Source organism: Sphingomonas montanisoli (assembly GCF_008274695.1).
GTDB classification, from domain to species: Bacteria; Pseudomonadota; Alphaproteobacteria; order Sphingomonadales; family Sphingomonadaceae; genus Rhizorhabdus; species Rhizorhabdus montanisoli.
Genome location: NZ_VTOU01000007.1, coordinates 63218 through 81318, shown reverse-complemented (window position 1 = coordinate 81318; position 18101 = coordinate 63218). Strand labels below are relative to the sequence as shown.

At 65.1% G+C, this 18101-nt stretch carries 13 protein-coding genes; 8 read left to right on the top strand and 5 right to left on the bottom strand.

What is annotated here, in order from left to right; all coding sequences use genetic code 11:
* Window positions 1-448: 448 nt before the first annotated feature.
* The 3 genes from FYJ91_RS20345 to FYJ91_RS20335 form a co-directional block, all read right to left on the bottom strand.
* Window positions 449-1267, bottom strand: coding sequence for an SDR family NAD(P)-dependent oxidoreductase (locus FYJ91_RS20345; RefSeq protein WP_149524163.1), 819 nt, complete (start codon window positions 1265-1267; stop codon window positions 449-451).
* 905 nt (window positions 1268-2172) lie between these two features.
* The gene (locus FYJ91_RS20340; RefSeq protein ID WP_149524162.1) at window positions 2173-3075 is read right to left on the bottom strand and encodes a Coq4 family protein; all 903 of its coding nucleotides are present in this window, start codon (window positions 3073-3075) and stop codon (window positions 2173-2175) included.
* Window positions 3076-3089: 14 nt separating this feature from the next.
* The gene (locus FYJ91_RS20335) at window positions 3090-4829 is read right to left on the bottom strand and encodes an N-acyl-D-amino-acid deacylase family protein (protein WP_149524161.1); all 1740 of its coding nucleotides are present in this window, start codon (window positions 4827-4829) and stop codon (window positions 3090-3092) included.
* Between the two features lie 218 nt (window positions 4830-5047).
* Between FYJ91_RS20335 and purL the strand changes: the two genes are divergently transcribed.
* From purL to FYJ91_RS20315, 4 genes are all read left to right on the top strand, one after another.
* Window positions 5048-7240 (top strand): phosphoribosylformylglycinamidine synthase subunit PurL, encoded by a 2193-nt coding sequence (purL, locus tag FYJ91_RS20330; protein ID WP_149524160.1) that lies wholly within the window; start codon window positions 5048-5050, stop codon window positions 7238-7240.
* Between the two features lie 203 nt (window positions 7241-7443).
* Window positions 7444-8475, top strand: coding sequence for a glycosyltransferase family 2 protein (locus FYJ91_RS20325; RefSeq protein WP_149524159.1), 1032 nt, complete (start codon window positions 7444-7446; stop codon window positions 8473-8475).
* An 8-nt stretch (window positions 8476-8483) separates the two neighbouring features.
* Window positions 8484-8879: a GtrA family protein gene (locus tag FYJ91_RS20320; protein ID WP_149524158.1), complete on the top strand. Its 396-nt coding sequence runs from the start codon at window positions 8484-8486 to the stop codon at window positions 8877-8879.
* A 233-nt stretch (window positions 8880-9112) separates the two neighbouring features.
* Complete coding sequence (locus FYJ91_RS20315) at window positions 9113-9769, top strand: hypothetical protein (protein WP_149524157.1); 657 nt, start codon at window positions 9113-9115, stop codon at window positions 9767-9769.
* Window positions 9770-9816: 47 nt separating this feature from the next.
* Here FYJ91_RS20315 and FYJ91_RS20310 read toward each other — a convergent pair whose 3' ends face one another.
* Window positions 9817-12477 carry an EAL domain-containing protein gene (locus FYJ91_RS20310; protein ID WP_149524156.1) on the bottom strand — a complete coding sequence of 887 codons (2661 nt, stop codon included), beginning with the start codon at window positions 12475-12477 and terminating at the stop codon, window positions 9817-9819.
* Between the two features lie 38 nt (window positions 12478-12515).
* A complete protein-coding gene (locus FYJ91_RS20305; protein ID WP_246152782.1) occupies window positions 12516-13394 on the bottom strand; it encodes a metallophosphoesterase in 879 nt (292 codons plus the stop codon).
* A gap of 264 nt (window positions 13395-13658) precedes the next feature.
* Between FYJ91_RS20305 and FYJ91_RS20300 the strand changes: the two genes are divergently transcribed.
* From FYJ91_RS20300 to FYJ91_RS20285, 4 genes are all read left to right on the top strand, one after another.
* The gene (locus FYJ91_RS20300) at window positions 13659-15086 is read left to right on the top strand and encodes an SAM-dependent methyltransferase (protein ID WP_149524155.1); all 1428 of its coding nucleotides are present in this window, start codon (window positions 13659-13661) and stop codon (window positions 15084-15086) included.
* A gap of 105 nt (window positions 15087-15191) precedes the next feature.
* Window positions 15192-16187 (top strand): KpsF/GutQ family sugar-phosphate isomerase, encoded by a 996-nt coding sequence (locus tag FYJ91_RS20295; RefSeq protein WP_246152781.1) that lies wholly within the window; start codon window positions 15192-15194, stop codon window positions 16185-16187.
* Window positions 16188-16197: 10 nt separating this feature from the next.
* Entirely contained in the window at window positions 16198-17016 is an 819-nt protein-coding gene (kdsB, locus tag FYJ91_RS20290; protein WP_149524154.1) for a 3-deoxy-manno-octulosonate cytidylyltransferase, read from the top strand.
* A 3-nt stretch (window positions 17017-17019) separates the two neighbouring features.
* Entirely contained in the window at window positions 17020-18042 is a 1023-nt protein-coding gene (locus tag FYJ91_RS20285; protein ID WP_149524153.1) for a phytanoyl-CoA dioxygenase family protein, read from the top strand.
* Window positions 18043-18101: the final 59 nt, after the last annotated feature.

The window sequence follows — 18101 nt, the reverse complement described above, 5'->3', positions numbered from 1 at the left end:
GATGACCTGCAGAAAGGCATGATCGTCGCGGAGCTACGGTTACTGGCGGGCGACCAGACACACCTTCCTATCCCTTCGACCGCGCTGATCGGTGTGGCGCGGCGGTAAACGCCTCTTAGAGTGCTTGAGGATCGCTGCCGCTTTCCGGAGAGCCCCGGCGAAGGCGCCAACGTCTCCTATTCAAGCTCACTCACCCGAAAGCGGATAGGCTGCTTCCCACCCCATAGCGGACATTCACAACCCGTCACCCCGGGCTTGAGCCGGGGTGCAACTTCTCTGCCTTGGCTGCCGAACAAAACAGCCGGCCCCCGGATCAAGTCCGGCGACGACGGTTGGAGACAATAACGCGCTCCACCCAAACTCGTCATTGCGAGCGCAGCGAAGCAATCCAGTCGGAGTGGATTGCTTCGTCGCCTGCGGCTCCTCGCAATGACGCATGTGTCGCGTCCTAGAACTTTTTGCCGTTGTCCATAACCATGCCCTGCGTGCTGCGTTGGGCATTGAAGTAATTGCCCGCGGTCCAGCCGCCATCGACCGGCAGGGTCTGGCCGGTCACGTAGCTCGACAGGTCCGACGACAGGAACAGCAGTGCGCCGGCGATCTCGTTCGGCTGGCCCGATCGGCGCATCGGGATCATCGAATTGTGCATCACCTGCTGGCGCGCTTCCGAATCCGGCACGCGCACCGTCACGATCGCACCCGGCGCGACGCAGTTCACGCGGATGCCGTGATCGGCCCACTCGGTCGCCGCCGACTTGATGAAGCTGATCAGCCCCGCCTTTGCGAAGCCATAAGCCGCGTGGACCGGCGAACCGAAGATGCCGTCGACCGAGGAGAGGCCCGCGATCGTGCCACCCTTGCCTGCGGCGATCAGCGCGCGGGCAAACGCCTGCGACGCATAGACGAAGAAGCGCAGGTTGATGTCGAGATCGCGCTCGATATCCTCCTGGGTCAGATCGAGGATCGGCTTCATCGTCGCCTGGCCGATGATCGTGATCATGCAGTCGGGCACCGCCAGATGCCGCGCCGTTTCCTCCATCAGCCGCGCGCATTCGGCAGGCTGGCGCACGTCGCCGGTCAGCGCGACCGCCTTCACCCCGCGCGTGCGCACGTCGGCAGCGACCTTTTCGGCCAGCCCGATGTCCAGATCGACGATCGCGACGTTCGCGCCCGCATCGGCAAAGCGGATGCACGTCGCCTCACCATTGCCCTGCCCGCCGCCGAGCACGAGCACCGTCTTGCCCGCAAGCCCGAGCTGATCCTTCATGATGTTCCCTCTCCGCTTCGTTTCGAATCGTGGCTCCACTCTAGGCAGCACGCGCGCGGAGGAAACCGCAAATATCGCTGAACCAAAATCAATATTGCAATGGCGATACACTTGATCCTCCCCGGCACGGGGAGGGGGACCATGCGGAGCATGGTGGAGGGGGCAGGAGGCCGGGCGCAACGCTTTGCCTCCTGCTCCCTCCGTCGCCTTCGGCGCCACCTCCCCGTCCCGGGGAGGATCTCTGGACTTGACAAAACGAACCATTTGGGTTAGTCGTTCCACCATCCTCTCGCCCGATCAGCGTGAGGATGCAGGACCGGCCCGGAGCAGAGCTCGCTCCGAACCGGGCCGTGACAGGTCGGCGCGAAGTCATCCGGTTCAGAAGCGGATGCGCATCGCTTCTCGCCGGCATGTGCTGGACGAACCCGCCGGCAGGCGGAGGCGACTTGCGGTTTCGAAGGAAAGACAGGGCCGATCCACTGCGGGAAGTCAGAGTCCCGCATCCCGGGTAGCCCCGACCGGACAGACCGCGTCTCGTTTCCAATCGCCGGGGCCGCTCTATCGAGGAGCGGCAGCAGCCAATCGCAGGACCGCATCCCCTGGCCTGGTGACAGCAGGCAAAGCATGTCGGTTCGGTCGGCCCCAGCCATGCCCGCACGACTATCTTTACGTTACCCAACGTCCGGGTGCCCTTTTGGCAGGACGCGCCGACCTTCACCTGTCCTGATTCTACGCCACAGCTCCGTCTGCGGCCGATCGCCCCTCTCCCCACATCGTCATTGCGAGGCGCCGAAGGCAACGACGCAATCCAGTCCGCACTTCGGAGTGGATTGCCGCGTCGCCGCAAGCGGCGCCTCGCAATGACGAGAGAGGGAGGCGAGCGCACTCTCCCTATGCAGGGAGGCTCAATACCCCCCGGCCCCGACCACTTCGTTCGAATAGGCCCAGCCGTCGCCCGGCCCGCGCTCGAAGCCCAGGTCGGCAGCGATGTCTTCGACCTGCCAGTCGAGATAATCCTCCCAGTCGACCAGCAGCAGCGGCTTCTTGATCGCCTGCCCCGCCGCGATCCCCTGCCGCCACGCATCATAGCTGTCGGCCATCAGTTCGGTGGTGTGGAGGTGAAGGCGATAGAGGCTGGTCGTGGTGACGAACATCGTCGCTTCGTTGATATACTTGGCGAGCCGCGGACTGAAATACGCCAGGGTGCACACGTTGTTCATCACCGCCAGCGCCTGTTCGCCGAGCGCAGAGGGGCCGAAGCCCGTCACCATATGCTCGATATCGTGGTGCGACACGCGGCGCTTCGCCATATATTCCAGGTCGTTGCGCGGTTCCATGCCCGCCTTCATGAAGTTGATCTCCATGCCCGACTGCTCGATCCAGTCGCGGATCATCGCGCCCAGCGTGCCGGGGCCATATTGCCGCATCTCGTCGGGGATGTAGCGGCTCAGGCGACGGCGCTTCAGCCAGGCGTCGAACTCGGGCTTGGTCTTCCGCTCCTCCTGCACCAGCGCATAATATTCCTGGTCGTCGCGCTGGCTCGACAGGGCCTTGACCATGTTGGGGATCAGATAGGTCGCGGGCAGGTCCGGCCCCGGCTTCCTCAATGCGAACTGCGCATAGGTTTCGCGGTAGAAGGGGTCGTTCAGATATTTGGACGACGATATCAGCACGCTCGACGTGACCGGCTCGGCGCGGCCGCGCATATAGGCGGCCTCCTTGTCGCTCATCTGGTGGCGGGCATTGTTCTCGGCGACGGTCGCGGCTTCATCGACCTCTTCGCGGCGGACGGAGACGGCTTCTTCCATGATCCTGCGCTCCCTTATTCTGCCGCCTGGGCGAGCGGCTGCTCGACCATTGGCGAGACGACTTGCCCCGGGAATTGCCCGGTATAGCGGCCGTTGACGTAGGTGGGGGTGCCGTTGACCATCGTCAGCCGCATCGGCGCGGGCGCGCGGGTGTAGCGCCAGGTGCGCCCACCCTTGCCGTCGGGCACGTCGAACGTGCGTTCGATCGGCCGCTGTTCGATTTCGTCAAGGTTGAACACCGCGATGTCGGCCGCCTTGCCGACCTTGATCTCACCGCGATCGATCAGCCCGAACCAGTTGGCGAGCTTGCCGGTCAGGTTGTGGACGACCAGTTCGATCGGCGCATAATCGCCATCGCGGCACAAGGTCGTCAGCAGCAGCGCGTTGTTGCCGATGCCGCACAGCATCTGGCCATGCGCGCCCGCGTCGGTGACGTTGCAGATCGCTTGCGGGTCGGCCATCAGCTCGGCGATCTCCTCATTGGTGCGCATCGGCGGCAGCTGGTTCATGATCACCGAGCCGAAACCGTTGGCGAGCAGCCATTCGGCCAGCGCGTCCGACACATGCAGCCCCGTGTCCGCCGCAAGTTGCGCGAGCGAGATGCCGACCGGGCCGATCCCCGTCTCGCTTTCCTGCAGGAAGCGTTCTTCGGGCCGGCTCATCGGCGTGCCCGGATAGACATTGTCCCAGCTTTCGCGCGCCCGCGCCCGCCACGCCGGATCTTCCAGAAGCGCGGTCTTCGCCTCGTCGGTCGGCGCTTCGATCAGTTCGTGCCACACCAGGATGCCCGCCTGCCCGAACACCAGCGACGAATAGAAGGTGATCGTGCTGGCCAGCGGCTGGGTCGCGAAGGTCGGCACCCAGTTGCGCCCCTCCGCCTTGTAGCGCGCGTGCATGTCATAGAGTTCGAGCAGGTGGGGCTTGCCCTTCTTGGGCGGCAGGTTGAGCCACTGCAGCTTGATGTCGCGATCGCCGATGATCGCTTCGAGCCGCTTCATGTCCTCGACGCCGGTATAGCGAATGAAGTTGCCCAGGATCACCTGCATCGTCTTGCCCGGATAGCGCGCGAGCACGTCGACCAGCGCCGACCATTCCTCGTCGCTCGCGGTGATGCTGGGGATCGCGCGGCCCTTCTGGTCCCAATCGAGCATGTTGCTCGACAGGCCCAGCGCCCCCGCGTCCAGCGCATCCTCCAGAAGCGCGCACATCTTGGCGATTTCTTCCTTGGTCGACGGACGCTCCCACGCTTCCTTGCCGACCACCGCGAGGCGCAGCGCGATATGGCCGCAGAACGATCCGAAGTTCACCGGCAGCGCCAGATGCTTCTCGATCGACGCGCGATATTCGCTCCATTTGCGCCAATCCCACGGCAGCACGCTCAGGAAAGGCTCGATCGGGATATCTTCGAAGAAAGAGAAGATCTTGACCATCTCCAGCCGATCCTCGGCATTGTCCGAACAGGGGGCCGCCGCGAATCCGCAATTGCCGTTGATCGAGGTGGTGACGCCGTAAGCCGCCATCGGCTCCAGCATCGGCATCCACCACATCGGCGCGTCGAAATGGTTGTGCGTCTCGACGAAACCGGGGGTCACATAGCAGCCGGCCGCATCGAAGACGCGCTCGCGCGGGCGCTGTTCCAGCCCCTTGCCGATCTGCGCGATCATGCCGTCGACCACGCGGACATCGGCTTGAAAAGCGGGGGCACCGGTGCCGTCGACCACGGTTCCGCCACGGATCAGATAACCATATTTCATCGAGCTCTCCTCTCGGGCCATCAGGCATCGCGCGCCTCTGCCGGGCCGCGTCGCGAGAAGGCTAAGCCGCGAATCGGAGGCGGCACAATCGCCCCATCCCCGAGGCCCATTTGATGACCCCGCCCGGGCGACCTGCACGGCACCCGGCGTGCACGGATGATCGACTCTCGCACGATCAGGCATTCCCACCCCGCCCGCGTTTCGCTATCGGCCCGCGCATGACCCAGAGTGCTGCACCCATCACGCCCCAGATCGTCGCCGAACATGGCCTGTCGAGCGAGGAATATGATCGCCTGCTCCACGCGCTCGGCCGCGAGCCGAACATGGTCGAGCTCGGGATCTTCTCGGTCATGTGGTCGGAGCATTGCAGCTACAAATCGTCGCGCATTCACCTGAAGAAGCTGCCGACCACCGGCCCGCAGGTGATCTGCGGTCCCGGCGAGAATGCGGGCGTGATCGACATCGGTGATGGGCAGGCCGCGATCTTCAAGATGGAGAGCCACAACCACCCGTCGTACATCGAACCCTATCAGGGCGCGGCGACCGGCGTCGGCGGCATCCTGCGCGACGTCTTCACGATGGGCGCGCGTCCGGTGGCGAACATGAACGCGCTGCGCTTCGGTCGGCCCGATCATCCCAAGATGCGCCACCTGATCGCGGGCGTGGTCCACGGCATCGGCGGCTATGGCAATTGCGTCGGCGTGCCGACCGTGGGCGGCGAGGTGAACTTCCACCCGGCCTATGACGGCAACATCCTGGTCAACGCGATGACCGTCGGCATCGCCGATCAGGACAAGATCTTCTATTCGGCGGCCTCGGGCGTCGGCAATCCGATCGTCTATGTCGGCTCCAAGACGGGCCGCGACGGCATCCACGGCGCGACGATGGCCTCGGCCGATTTCGGCGAGGATTCGGACGCCAAGCGCCCGACCGTGCAGGTCGGCGATCCCTTCACCGAAAAGCTGCTGATCGAGGCGTGCCTCGAACTCATGGCGTCCGACGCGATCGTCGCGATCCAGGATATGGGCGCGGCGGGCCTCACCTCCTCCTCGGTCGAAATGGCCAGCAAGGGCGGGGTCGGCATCGAGCTCGACATGAACAAGGTGCCGCAGCGCGAAACCGGCATGACCCCCTATGAGATGATGCTGAGCGAGAGCCAGGAGCGGATGCTCATGGTGCTGAAGCCCGGCCGCGAGGATTTCGCCGAAGCGATCTTCCGCAAGTGGGAGCTGGACTTCGCGGTGATCGGCCACGTCACCGAGACCGGCCGCATGGTCCTGACGTTCAACGGCGAGACGGTGTGCGACATCCCGCTTGGCCCGCTGGCCGACGAAGCCCCGCTCTACGATCGCCCGTGGGTGCCGACGCCGAAGCGCGAACCGCTGGGCGAGGTCGCACCGAAGGGCACGATCGGCGAAAATCTTGTGACGCTGATGGGATCGCCCGACATCGCCTCGCGCCGCTGGATCTGGGAGCAGTATGACCATATGGTCGGCGCCGACACCGTCCAGCGTCCGGGCGGCGACGCCGCGGTCGTGCGCGTCCACGGCACGCAGAAGGGTCTGGCGATCAGCACCGATTGCACGCCGCGTTATTGCTTCGCCGATCCGATCGAGGGCGGCAAGCAGGCGGTGGCCGAGGCGTGGCGCAACCTGACGTCGGTCGGCGCGACCCCGCTCGCGGTCACCAACTGCCTCAACTTCGCCAACCCGCAGCGTCCCGAGATCATGGGCCAGATCGTCGGCTGCCTCGACGGCATGTCGCAGGCGTGCGTCGCGCTCGACTTCCCGATCGTGTCGGGCAACGTGAGCCTCTACAACGAGAGCAAGGCGACCGGCGGCGGCTCCGCCATCCTGCCCACCCCCGCGATTGGCGGCGTCGGGCTGCTTCAGGATTATGCCACATCGGCAACCGTCGCCTTCAAGGCGGAGGGCGAACATATCGTCCTGATCGGCACCGAAGCGGGCGATCGTGACGGCCATCTCGGCCAGTCCTTGTGGCTGCGCTATATCCTCGACCGCGAGGACGGCCCACCGCCGCCGGTCGATCTGGCCGCAGAGCGCCGCAACGGCGATTTCGTACGCGACCTGATCCTGTCGGGCACCGTCACCGCATGCCACGACATCTCGGACGGCGGCATGCTCGTCGCCGTGACCGAAATGGCGCTGGCGGGCGGGATCGGCGCGAAGCTGGGCGAGATGAGCCACACCCGCGCCTTCGGCGAGGATCAGGGCCGCTACATCGTCACCACCGCGAACAGCGACGCCGTGATGGCCGCCGCCCTCACCGCCGGCATCCCCGCGCATCGCCTGGGCACGACTGGCGGCACCGACGTTGCGGGCGTCTCGCTCACCGACCTGCGCAGCGCCCACGAGGAATTCTTCCCCGCGCTGATGGGCGCTGCGGTCTGATTCATCCTCCCCCGCCAGGGGGAGGTGTCAGCGCAGCTGACGGAGGGGGAGGACGGCGACCAACTCGTTTGAGTCGTATCCTCCCCCTCCGTCGCCTTCGGCGCCACCTCCCCCTGGCGGGGGAGGATAGTTTGCATAACCCAACCTTGCCCCGCCATCGTTAGCGTGGTTTGGTGCCGGCCGGTTGGGCGCGGAGGGCCGGGGTGACATATCTATCGATCGTGGTGCCCTGCTATAATGAGGAGCTCTGCCTCGATACGCTCCACCGCCGCGTGTCCGATGCCGCGAAGGCCGTCACCGACGATTACGAGCTGATCCTGGTCAATGACGGTTCGCGCGACCGCACCTGGCCGATCATCGCCGATCTTGCCGCGCAGGACGATCGCGTCGTGGGCGTCGATCTGTCGCGCAACCACGGGCATCAGCTCGCGCTCACCGCCGGGCTTTCGCTGGCACGCGGCGACTATATCCTGATCATCGACGCCGATCTGCAGGATCCGCCCGAGGCGCTGCAGCCGATGCTCGACATGATGCGCACCGAGCAGGCCGACGTCGTCTATGGCCAGCGCCTGACCCGCGCGGGCGAGACATTCGCCAAGAAGTTCACCGCCAAATTGTTCTACCGGATGCTCAAGAAGCTGTCCGACGTCGATCTGCCCGTCGACACCGGCGATTTCCGCTTGATGACCCGCCGTGCGCTCGCCGCGCTGATGGCGATGCCCGAACAGAGCCGCTTCATCCGTGGCATGGTCGCGTGGATCGGGTTCAGGCAGGTCGCCTATCGCTATCATCGCGACGCGCGGCTGGCGGGCGAGACCAACTACCCACTCAAGAAGATGCTCCAGCTCACGGTCGACGCGACCACCGGCTTCTCGATTCTGCCGTTGCGCATGGCGAGCTATTTCGGGGTGATCCTTGCCGCGATCGGCATGGTCCTGCTCGCCTATACATTGGTCCGATGGGCCAGCGGCGAGACGGTACAGGGCTGGACATCGCTGATGGTCATCGTCGTCCTGCTCGGTTCGGGCCAGATGCTGATCGCGGGGATGCTCGGCGAGTATCTGGGCCGGCTCTACATGCAGTCGAAGGGACGCCCGCTCTTCCTGATCCGCGAGGTGAAGACCCGGCATGAGATCGGCCAGGTCGGCATTCCCGGAATGGGCTTCATCGATCGCCCCAGCGTCCATGCGCCCACCACGGACATATCGCTGGGCCGCCCGCCCGAAAGCGTCTGAGCGCCCGCATGCTCGCGCGCCTCGGCCGATCGCAGGCTGTCCGTTACCTGACGGTCAGCGTGCTGAACAACGGCACCGATTATGCGATCTTCGGCTTGCTCTACGGCGTGCTCGGCGTGCCGATACAGATCGCGAACGCGGCCGGCTATCTGGTCGGCACAACCCTGTCCTACCTGCTCAACAAGACGTGGACCTTCGGCCAGCGGCTCGACGACGGGCGGCATGTCAAGCAGATCGCGACCTTCGTGATCGCCAACATCGTCGGCATCGGCGTGTCGACCGCCCTGATCTCGCTCTACTCGCTGGTCCTCAATCCCTGGATCGCGAAAATCCTGACGACGCTGTCGCTCGCGGTCTATTTCTTCATCGTCTCGAAATTCGTGGTTTTTCGCGAGACACGGTAAATCTCATCCTCCCCCGCCAGGGGGAGGTGGCGCCGAAGGCGACGGAGGGGGAGGTCAACGACCAACTCTAGTGAGCCGCATCCTCCCCCTCCGTCAGCTGCGCTGACACCTCCCCCTGGCGGGGGAGGATAGAAAGCGGCTGTCACCGTCCCTTAACCGGACTGACTCATGCCTATCGCGCAACGCCTGTAGAGCGCCCTCATCCGACGTGACGCTTTTGGGGAGCGCCTGCCGTGATGATGCCGCCTGCGATCATGATCGACTGCCCTACGTGCGACCTGCCCGTCCCGATCTTGCGCGCCCGTTACGGCGCGACGCCCAGACAGCCGCTTGCCCCCGCGACGCTGGATGACGGCAGCGATCCGGCGCTGTCGATCGCGATCGACAAGGTGAAGGGGCGCAAACTCGGCGGTCGTCAGGCCGGCGAGCAGAAGCAGGCGAACCTGTCGCGATCCTCGGTTGTGATCGGCTACGGCTTCGACGCGAGCGAAAGCGGGCGGCTGTGGCTATCGGCCCGGATGATCGGCGAAAGCCGCCGCCGCGCGGTGCCGATGGCGGGTGGGCGCAAGCTGGTGAGCGGCACCGCGAGCGTCGGTGCCGGCTGGGTACATGACGATCACTGGCAGTTGAGCGCGCACTATCAACTCGCCATCGACGACAGCAAATGGTCCGGCGCGCAGCGCGGGATCGAATTGGCGAGCGGCGGCCGCCCGACCGGCAGCGCCATGATCGCCGCGATCGCCTACAGCCCCGACTTCGGCCAGGCGCAATCGATGCGGATAGGGATCGAGGCCCGCCACGGCCGCATAACCGCCGACGACGCCCAGGCGATGGCTTCCACCCGCCGCGACCGCCAGACGATCGCCCTCACGCTGGCGACGGGCTTCTAAGCTCTCTGCCTCCCCTCCCTTTCAGGGAGGGGCGTTTAAGGGAGAGACTAAGCCGCGCTTGCCTTCGCCATCCGGCCGGGGTTGAGCTGCTCCAGCTCGATCGGCTCATCGAACATCATTCCGAAACGATCCTCACCCGCCCAGCGCACGGTGCCGCCGATCCGGCCACCGTCGCCGAACTCGAGGACGACCTGCGTGTCGGCGGGTAGCGGAGTCATGCATTCGATCATCGCGCCGGTGCGCGAGAGGTTGCGCACGCGGCCCTGCATGTTGCCGAGGTTCGATCGCACCATCGCCGACCGCAGCACCGCGACGCGCGGATCCCGGCTGACGAGCAGGCCAGGCATCGCGAACTTGCCGTGCTGGGCAACGCGGGCGCGCGCCTCGTCCGACGACATCGGCTTGCCGAAGATATAGCCCTGGATATGGCTGCAGCCGAGCGAACGGATCAGCGCCAGTTCCTCGGGCGTTTCGGCGCCCTCGGCGGTGGTTTCCATGCCGAGGCTTTCGGCGAGCGTCACGATCGCGCGGACGATCGCCGCGTTGCGGCTGCCCGGCACCGCCGCGCCGCGCACGAAGCTCTGGTCGACCTTGATCTTGTCGAACGGCGCCTTTTTTAGATAGCCGAGCGACGAATAGCCGGTGCCAAAATCGTCGAGCGCGAAGCGGACGCCGATCCCCTTGAGCTTGGCGAACATCGCGTCGGTATCCTCGCCGTCGCCCAGGAACACGCCCTCGGTGATCTCAAGCTCCAGCCGGTGCGGCGGCAGTTGCGCGGCGGCGAGCGCGGACAGAACGATGCCGGGGAGGGCCGGAGAGGCGAACTGGATCGGCGAGATGTTGACCGCGACGCGGACATTGTCGGGCCAGTTGGCGGCTTCCAGACAGGCCGTACGCAACACCCATTCGCCGATCTGCGGGATCAGGCCGATCTCCTCCGCGACCGGGATGAACGAGGCGGGCGAGACCAGTCCGCGGGTCGGGTGGTTCCAGCGTGCTAGCGCTTCGAACCCCACGATCGCCTCGGTCACGGCGTCGACGACCGGCTGATAGACGAGGCTGAGGCCGCTCTCGCTCAGCACCTTGCGCAGATCCATTTCAAGCAGCCGCTTATCCTTGGCGGAGGCGTGCATCTCCGGCTCATAGAAGCGGTGGACGCCTTTGCCGTCGGCCTTGGCCGCATAGAGCGCGAGATCAGCGTTGCGGACCAGCGCGTCGGCCGCGGCTCCATCGTCGGGCGCGATCGCGATGCCGACCGAGGCGCCGATCGACACCGACGATCCGTCGATGCGGTAGGGCTTGGACAGTTCGGCGATGATCGCATCGGCGAGTGCGGCGAGGCGCGGGCGTTCGGCGATGCCGGGCAGCACGACCTTGAATTCGTCGCCGCCCAGGCGGCCGACCTGGCCATCGGTGTGGACGATCCGCGTCAGCCGCTCCGCCACCTGGCCCAGCAGCATATCGCCGACCGGATGGCCGAGCGTGTCGTTGACCGTCTTGAACCGATCGAGATCGAGCAGGAACAGGGCCGCGCGCTTCGGCTTGCCCGCGACGTCGCGCAGCGATTCGTCGAGCGTGCGGCGCATCATGATGCGGTTGGGCAGGCCGGTGAGCGGATCATAGCTGGCGAGGCGCTTCACCTCGGCCTCCGATTTGCGCATCTCGGTCAGGTCGGTGCCCGAACCGCGAAAACCCAGGAAATTGCCGCCATCGTCGAAGGCCGGGCGGCCCGACAGCGACCACCAGCGCGCATCGCCGATCCCGGCCGCGCGCACCGCGATCTCGGTAAAGGCCAGACGCGTCGACAGGTGGAAGCCCAGCGTCCGTTCGCCCTGCCCCGTAAAATTGGATTCTTCGCGCTCGTGCAGGACGAGCTCCGTGAAGGCGGTGCCGAGCAATTGTTCGACCGAGCGGCCGAGCGCCGCCGCCAGCTGCGGGGTGATATAGGTGAGATAGCCGCGCGCGTCTGTTTCCCAGAACCAGCCACGGCGGGTCTCCTCGAACTCGCGCAGCAAAACCGCCGCCTTGAGGGCGGCGGACGCCCTTTCGAGCCAGCGGTGCGAAGCGACGTAGGAGCGTTCGGAAATGCCTCCGAGCGCCACGACGATCAACCCCGCCATCGGCAGAGTGATGACGAGACCGGTGAGGTTCCCGAACACCCACACGGCCGCCGCCGTCAGCGGCAGCCACAAGGCGAGCGCGGCGATCGGCACCGGCACGAACGTCATCGTAGCGAGGATCAAAAGACCGCAATGCGCGATCGCAGCAATCGGCCAGAGCGGCGAGGCCATGTCGCTGTGAAAACCGAACATCCAGCAGGCCCAGCCGAGCCCATGGACGAAGGCGACCACGGCGATCACCCCATGCATGTCTTCCGCGCGGACGCGACGTTGCATCCCGCGCGCGACGATAAGGCATACGAGCCCGCCCGCCAGCAGCATCCCGATCAGCGGACCTACGATGAGCGCGATCCCGACCGTGTCGAGACGATGCGCCCGCACCAGCCCAAGCGCACCCGCGACGGTGAGTTCAGCGAGCAGAACGAGCGGCAGCGCATCGGCCGTCATTCGCACGCGATTCGACACGGAAGAACGGTCATGCGTGGTGCCGGCAGGCATCAACCCGCGCAGGAAACGCATGCCCCGCACGCCCCGGTCGCCGGTCTGGCTTTCCATCGAATTGGCTGGGCGGCCACGAACACGCCGCATGCAAGCATCCTTATCCCGACAGTCGAGTCGGGACCGGCTTAACCCACGGTGCTTAATTTCGTTTGAACTTCGCCGTCGATAACGCTCGCCTTGATCAGCCAGCGGCTGTCGCCTTCCAGCCCGAGCGCGGTGAGCGTGCCCGACCGATAGGCGCCGGTATCGATCCCGATGCGGTTAGCCTGCATATCGGGCGTGCTGCTGATCGTATGGCCGTGGACCACATAGGCGCCCAGATCGCCTTTGTGATCGAGGAAGTCGCGGCGGATCCAGTGCATGTCGACCTGGTCCTGTGCGTCGATCGGAATCCCCGGGCGGATGCCGGCATGGACGAACAGATAATCGCCGAAGCGCGCCGTGTCGCCGAGCCCCTTCAGATAAGCACGATGCCGCATCGGCACATATTGGGCCAGCACGTCGGCGGCGGGCAAATCCTCACCACCCAACAGCGATACCGGCACGCCGTAGCTCGCGAGCGTTTCGTAACCGCCGAACTTGAGCCAGAGATTGCCCGTCTGGTCATCGGCCGGGTCGAGTGCGCGAAGCATCGATTCCTCATGGTTGCCCATCAGGATGTGGAAGGTCGCGAAGGTGGGCAGCGCGCTGATGACGAACTCGACCGTTTCGGCCGAATATGGCCCCCGGTCGACCAGATCGCCGAGCATGACGACGTGCGCCTCGGCGGCTTCGCGTGCGCCATTGTCCGCCTTGATATGCGCAAGCAGCGGCAACAGCAGATCGAGCCGCCCGTGAATGTCGCCGATCGCATAGACACGAGTGCCCGCCGGAACGCGCGGCTGATCGTTGGCGCCGCGCTGCGGCTCGCTCTTGCGTGCGGTGAGGCTGTTCATACGGTTCAACCAGGCGCGATCCCCGATCCGACCGGCACCACCGCCGTCACCATGCCCGCTTACGTCCAAAATCCGCTTTCCTTCGCGCGCCCGTCAATTCGGTCCGCACTATATGGTGATGCCGACAGGCAACGCAAATCGGTCACGATATTCGGCGACTACCGCACCATCATTTCGCCTCGTCCCGGGCACTCGGGTCGTTAGTCCCGGGTTCAGCTTCCAAGGCCAATCGCACATGGCTACGTTAAATGTGTGCCTAAAGACACAGGGATACGTTCTTCTTCGATCTACCAGTTGAATAGAGAAGCCGGGCCCGCCATAGAGGCGCAAATTATGCTTGATACCACGTCCATCTCCTCGCCTGCTGCTGCGCGATCAACGCCCTCGTCCAAGTTGCGGACCCTCGCCAAACGCGCCTGGGCGTGGTGGCAGGATGCCAGCACTGGCAGCCGCAGCGACGAAGTCGGCGTGGCGATCGAGCCTTTCTGTTTCTGGCACGGACAGCGTAGCGCGCTCACCGGCCAGGGCGGAGATGAGCCCAGCTTGATCGCAGGCTATGCGTTCCATACCGGCTATGTCGCGTCGACGGGTGGAACGATCCGCTTTCGCGTACGCCTCTCGGGTTTGAAGGCCACGCGGGGCAAGCTGATCGTAAACATCAACGCCGTCGACGGGCGGGGCCTAGCATCATCACGCAAGCCCAAGGTGCATAAGTTCTCGTTACGCAAGCTGGCGGAATCGGGCGATGTGATCGAAGTCAGCGAACTGGCCCGCGCGAACCACAGCTATGCCGTCGTCGGCGTGCTGAGCGAAGATTCCGACGCGCAGGCCGACGCTATCGCCATCACCGTGATCGGCGGCGACAGCAACGAAGCGCTGATCTCGCGGCTCGACGCCGCGCGCGACGGCTTCCTGGCGGCGCCAGGCGAAGGTGCGCTCGCGAACCTCATCATCGACAAGCAGGCGACTCTCGCCGATCCTGTCTCGCAGATGTGCACCGCGCATCAGATGCACGAGCCGATCTTCGCCGATCTGGTCGCGCGGCTGGGCATCGGCCCGTCGCTGCACCGCAAGCAGTGGGAATTCGCCTATATCCTGCGCATGCTCGACTTCCACGACAAGCTGAAGCCCGGATCGCGCGGCCTCGGCTTCGGCGTGGGTATCGAGCCGATGTCGTCGGTTTTCGCCGCCGCCGGATGCGAAGTCGTGGCGACCGATCTCCCCGAAGACGATGCGCGTGCGACCGTGTGGAACGAGACCGACCAGCTCGGCTCGGATCTTGAGCGCATCTATTCACCCGGCCTGTGTGATCGCGACGCCTTCTTCGAGCGTGTCCGCTATCGCCCGGTCGACATGAACGCGATCCCCGCCGACCTGACGGGCTTCGACTTCTGCTGGTCCTCGTGCGCCTACGAACATCTCGGATCGATCAAGGCCGGGCTCGATTTCATCGAGAATACGCTCAAGACGCTCAAGCCCGGCGGCATCTCGGTCCACACGACCGAGCTCAACCTGAGCTCGAACGACAACACGCTCGATCACGGTTCGACCGTGCTGTTCCGTCGCCGAGATTTCGAAGCATTGGTGAAACGGCTCACCGAACAGGGACATGAAGTGATCCCGATCACGTTCGACAGTGGTGATACGGAACTCGACCGCGTGATCGACCTTCCCCCTTACACGGCGGATTCGCACCTGAAGCTGCAGTTGCTGCGTTGGGTATCGACGTCGTTCGGCTTGGTCGTCCGCAAGGCCGGCTGAATTTCGCGCTGCAACATTGCTATTGCACGTTTTGCATGCGGGTATATTGAGTTGGTGTAGCGGTGAGCCTGACGCCGCAAAAATAAAAATCTGAAAGGGCTGGGCGTGCACAGTAACCAACTGCTTGATCTGGCCCATATTTCGGACAGCGATATTCTGGCCCGCGGTCGCGAAGTCATCGATATCGAAGCCAGCGCTCTGGAATCTCTGTCCGCCGCGCTCGACTATCATTTTGTTGCCGCAACGAAATTGCTGGCACAGACCACCGGCCGGGTCGTCGTCACCGGCATGGGCAAGTCGGGCCATATCGGCCGCAAGATCGTCGCCACGATGTGTGCCACGGGCACCGCCGCCGTCTTCGTCCACCCGGCCGAAGCCGCGCATGGCGACCTGGGCATGATCAAGCGCGGCGACACCGTGATGATGATGTCCAATTCGGGACTTACCACCGAGTTGCGCGCCGTCATGCAGCATTGCCGCGCGATCGGCGTTCGGATCATCGGCATTTCGGCGCGGAATGATTCTCCGGTCATGCAGCATGCCGACGTACCGCTGGCGATCCCGCAGGTGCGCGAAGCATGTCCCGCCAATGTCGCGCCGACGTCGTCGACCGCGGTCATGCTCGCGCTGGGCGACGCGTTGGCGATGGCGCTGATGGACGTGCGCGGCATCAGCAAGGACAGCCTGAAGGAACTCCATCCCGGCGGATCGATCGGCCTGCGCCTGATGCCCGTCAGCCAGATGATGCACATCGGCAACCGAATCCCGCTGGTCCATGCCGACGTTCCGATGCGCGACGTGATCATGACGATGACATCGATGGGCTTTGGCGTCGCTGGTGTGCTGGACGATGGCGACCGCCTGATCGGCGTCATCACCGACGGCGACCTTCGCCGTCACATCGGCGACCTGCTCGATCGCACCGCTTCCGACGTCATGACCCATCATCCCAAGACCGTCCCCGCCACAATTCTGGCAGAAGACGCGCTGATGATCATGAACGATGCCAAGATCACCACGGTGTTCGTCATGGCCGAGGAAGAGGAAAAGCCGGTCGGCATCGTCCACATGCACGACTTCGTCCGCTACGGCCTGAGCTGAGTCCACGCTTATGCCGGGTGCTGCGGACCCCGACACGATCGTCCTGATCCCGGCTCGCTATCAGTCGAGCCGCTATCCGGCCAAGCCGTTGGCGCTGCTGCGCGGCGCCACGGGCGAAGCCAAGCCCCTGATCCAGCGCAGCTGGGAATGCGCCGCCACCATCGTCGATCCGACAGCGATCTGGGTTGCCACCGACGACGATCGGATCGCCGATGCGGTGACGACTTTCGGCGGGCAGGTCGTGATGACCTCGGCCGATTGCCGCAACGGAACCGAACGCTGCGCCGACGCAATCGACCGGTTGGGCATCGCTCCCTCGATCGTGGTCAACCTGCAGGGTGACGCGCCGCTGACCCCCGCCTTCGTCGTCACCGGACTTGTCGATGCGCTCAAGGCGCGGCCTGAGGTCGCGATGACCACTCCGGCGGTGCGCTGCGCCCAAAGCACCTACGCCCATCTTGTAGAAGATCAGGCGCAGGGCCGCGTGGGAGGCACCACCGTGGTTTTCGGCCGCGACGGCCAGGCGCTCTATTTCTCCAAACGGGTGATCCCCTATCTGCCGGCTGCTGCAGCCGAGCAGCCCTTTCCGCCCGTCCATCTGCATCTCGGTGTCTATGCCTATCGCCCGCAGGCGCTCGCCCGCTATCTGGCGCTTGGCGTGTCCGAACTCGAGGAACTGGAGGGCCTCGAACAGCTCCGCTTCCTCGACGGCGGGGTGCCTGTCGGCGTCGTGCCGTTCGACCCGATCGGTTGGGACGCGATCGAACTCAACAACCCGACCGACGTCGCGCCGATCGAAGCCACGCTCAAGGCACGTGGGATCGCCTGAGGCATGTCGCGGGTCGTCCAATCGCTGCTGACACCTTGGTGGGCAGCCGAACTGCTGACGGGCGCGAAGTCCTTCCTCGACAATCCGTTGATCGGGTCGCCCAGGCTCAACGCCAAAGGTCTGCACGGCTGGCGTGTCGCGAAAGCGCACGCGATGACCGACAGACGGCGCGAGAAGCTGGCAGCCGCAGTCGACCCGTCCGACGTTGCGACCTATGCCCGCGACGGTTTCGTGGCGATCGAGAATTTCTTGCCCGCCGACACCTTCGCTGCGCTTCGCGACCAGACGCTCGCCTTCAAGGGCCCGGCGCGCGAGATGGTGCAGGGCGACGCGATCACGCGCCGCTATGCGATCGACCCGGATGCGATCCGCGCGATGCCGGCGGTGAAGGCTTTCCGCGACCATCCGCGCTTCCAGGCGCTTGCCCGCTACATCGCCAGCTTCGACGTCGAGCCCTTGCTCTACATCCAGTCAATCCTGACCCACCGCTTCGACGCGCCGCCCGACCCGCAGGTCAATCTGCACGCCGACACCTTCCACCCGACGATGAAGGCGTGGTTCTTCCTGGAGAACGTGGCGGCGGACGAAGGCCCGTTCACCTACGTCCCCGGATCGCACCGGCTGACGCCCGCGCGGCTCGATTGGGAGAAGCGCCGCAGCCTTTCGGTGCGCGACGAAGGCGACCGGCTGTCGGCGCGCGGATCATTCCGGATCGAACGGCAGGAACTGACCGCGCTGGGCCTGCCGCAGCCGATATCGCTCGCCGTGCCCGCCAACACGCTCGTGGTCGCCGACACGTTCGGATTCCATGCGCGCGGCGAGGCGGCGCATCGATCGACCCGGATCGAATTGTGGGCTTATAGTCGCCGCAACCCGTTCCTGCCGTTCTCCGGCCTCGACCCTTGGAGTCTGCCGGGCATTGCCGAGCGGCGTATCCCGCTGCTGTGGCTGACCCACGACATCTACAAACCGCTTATCGGCCAGGCCTGGGCCAAGGCCGGTCGCAAGCGGCCGGGCGACGAATAGAGCTTTCCCCTTTTCCGATACGCCCGTAGGCCGGGCGCATTCTTTCGATGGAGCTTTCC

Coding starts and splice junctions, on each gene's coding strand:
- FYJ91_RS20345 (WP_149524163.1), bottom strand. CDS start 1,267: ATGAAGGATCAGCTCGGGCTTGCGGGCAAGACGGTGCTCGTGCTCGGC.
- FYJ91_RS20340 (WP_149524162.1), bottom strand. CDS start 3,075: ATGGAAGAAGCCGTCTCCGTCCGCCGCGAAGAGGTCGATGAAGCCGCG.
- FYJ91_RS20335 (WP_149524161.1), bottom strand. CDS start 4,829: ATGAAATATGGTTATCTGATCCGTGGCGGAACCGTGGTCGACGGCACC.
- purL (WP_149524160.1), top strand. CDS start 5,048: ATGACCCAGAGTGCTGCACCCATCACGCCCCAGATCGTCGCCGAACAT.
- FYJ91_RS20320 (WP_149524158.1), top strand. CDS start 8,484: ATGCTCGCGCGCCTCGGCCGATCGCAGGCTGTCCGTTACCTGACGGTC.
- FYJ91_RS20310 (WP_149524156.1), bottom strand. CDS start 12,477: ATGCGGCGTGTTCGTGGCCGCCCAGCCAATTCGATGGAAAGCCAGACC.
- FYJ91_RS20300 (WP_149524155.1), top strand. CDS start 13,659: ATGCTTGATACCACGTCCATCTCCTCGCCTGCTGCTGCGCGATCAACG.
- kdsB (WP_149524154.1), top strand. CDS start 16,198: ATGCCGGGTGCTGCGGACCCCGACACGATCGTCCTGATCCCGGCTCGC.
- FYJ91_RS20285 (WP_149524153.1), top strand. CDS start 17,020: ATGTCGCGGGTCGTCCAATCGCTGCTGACACCTTGGTGGGCAGCCGAA.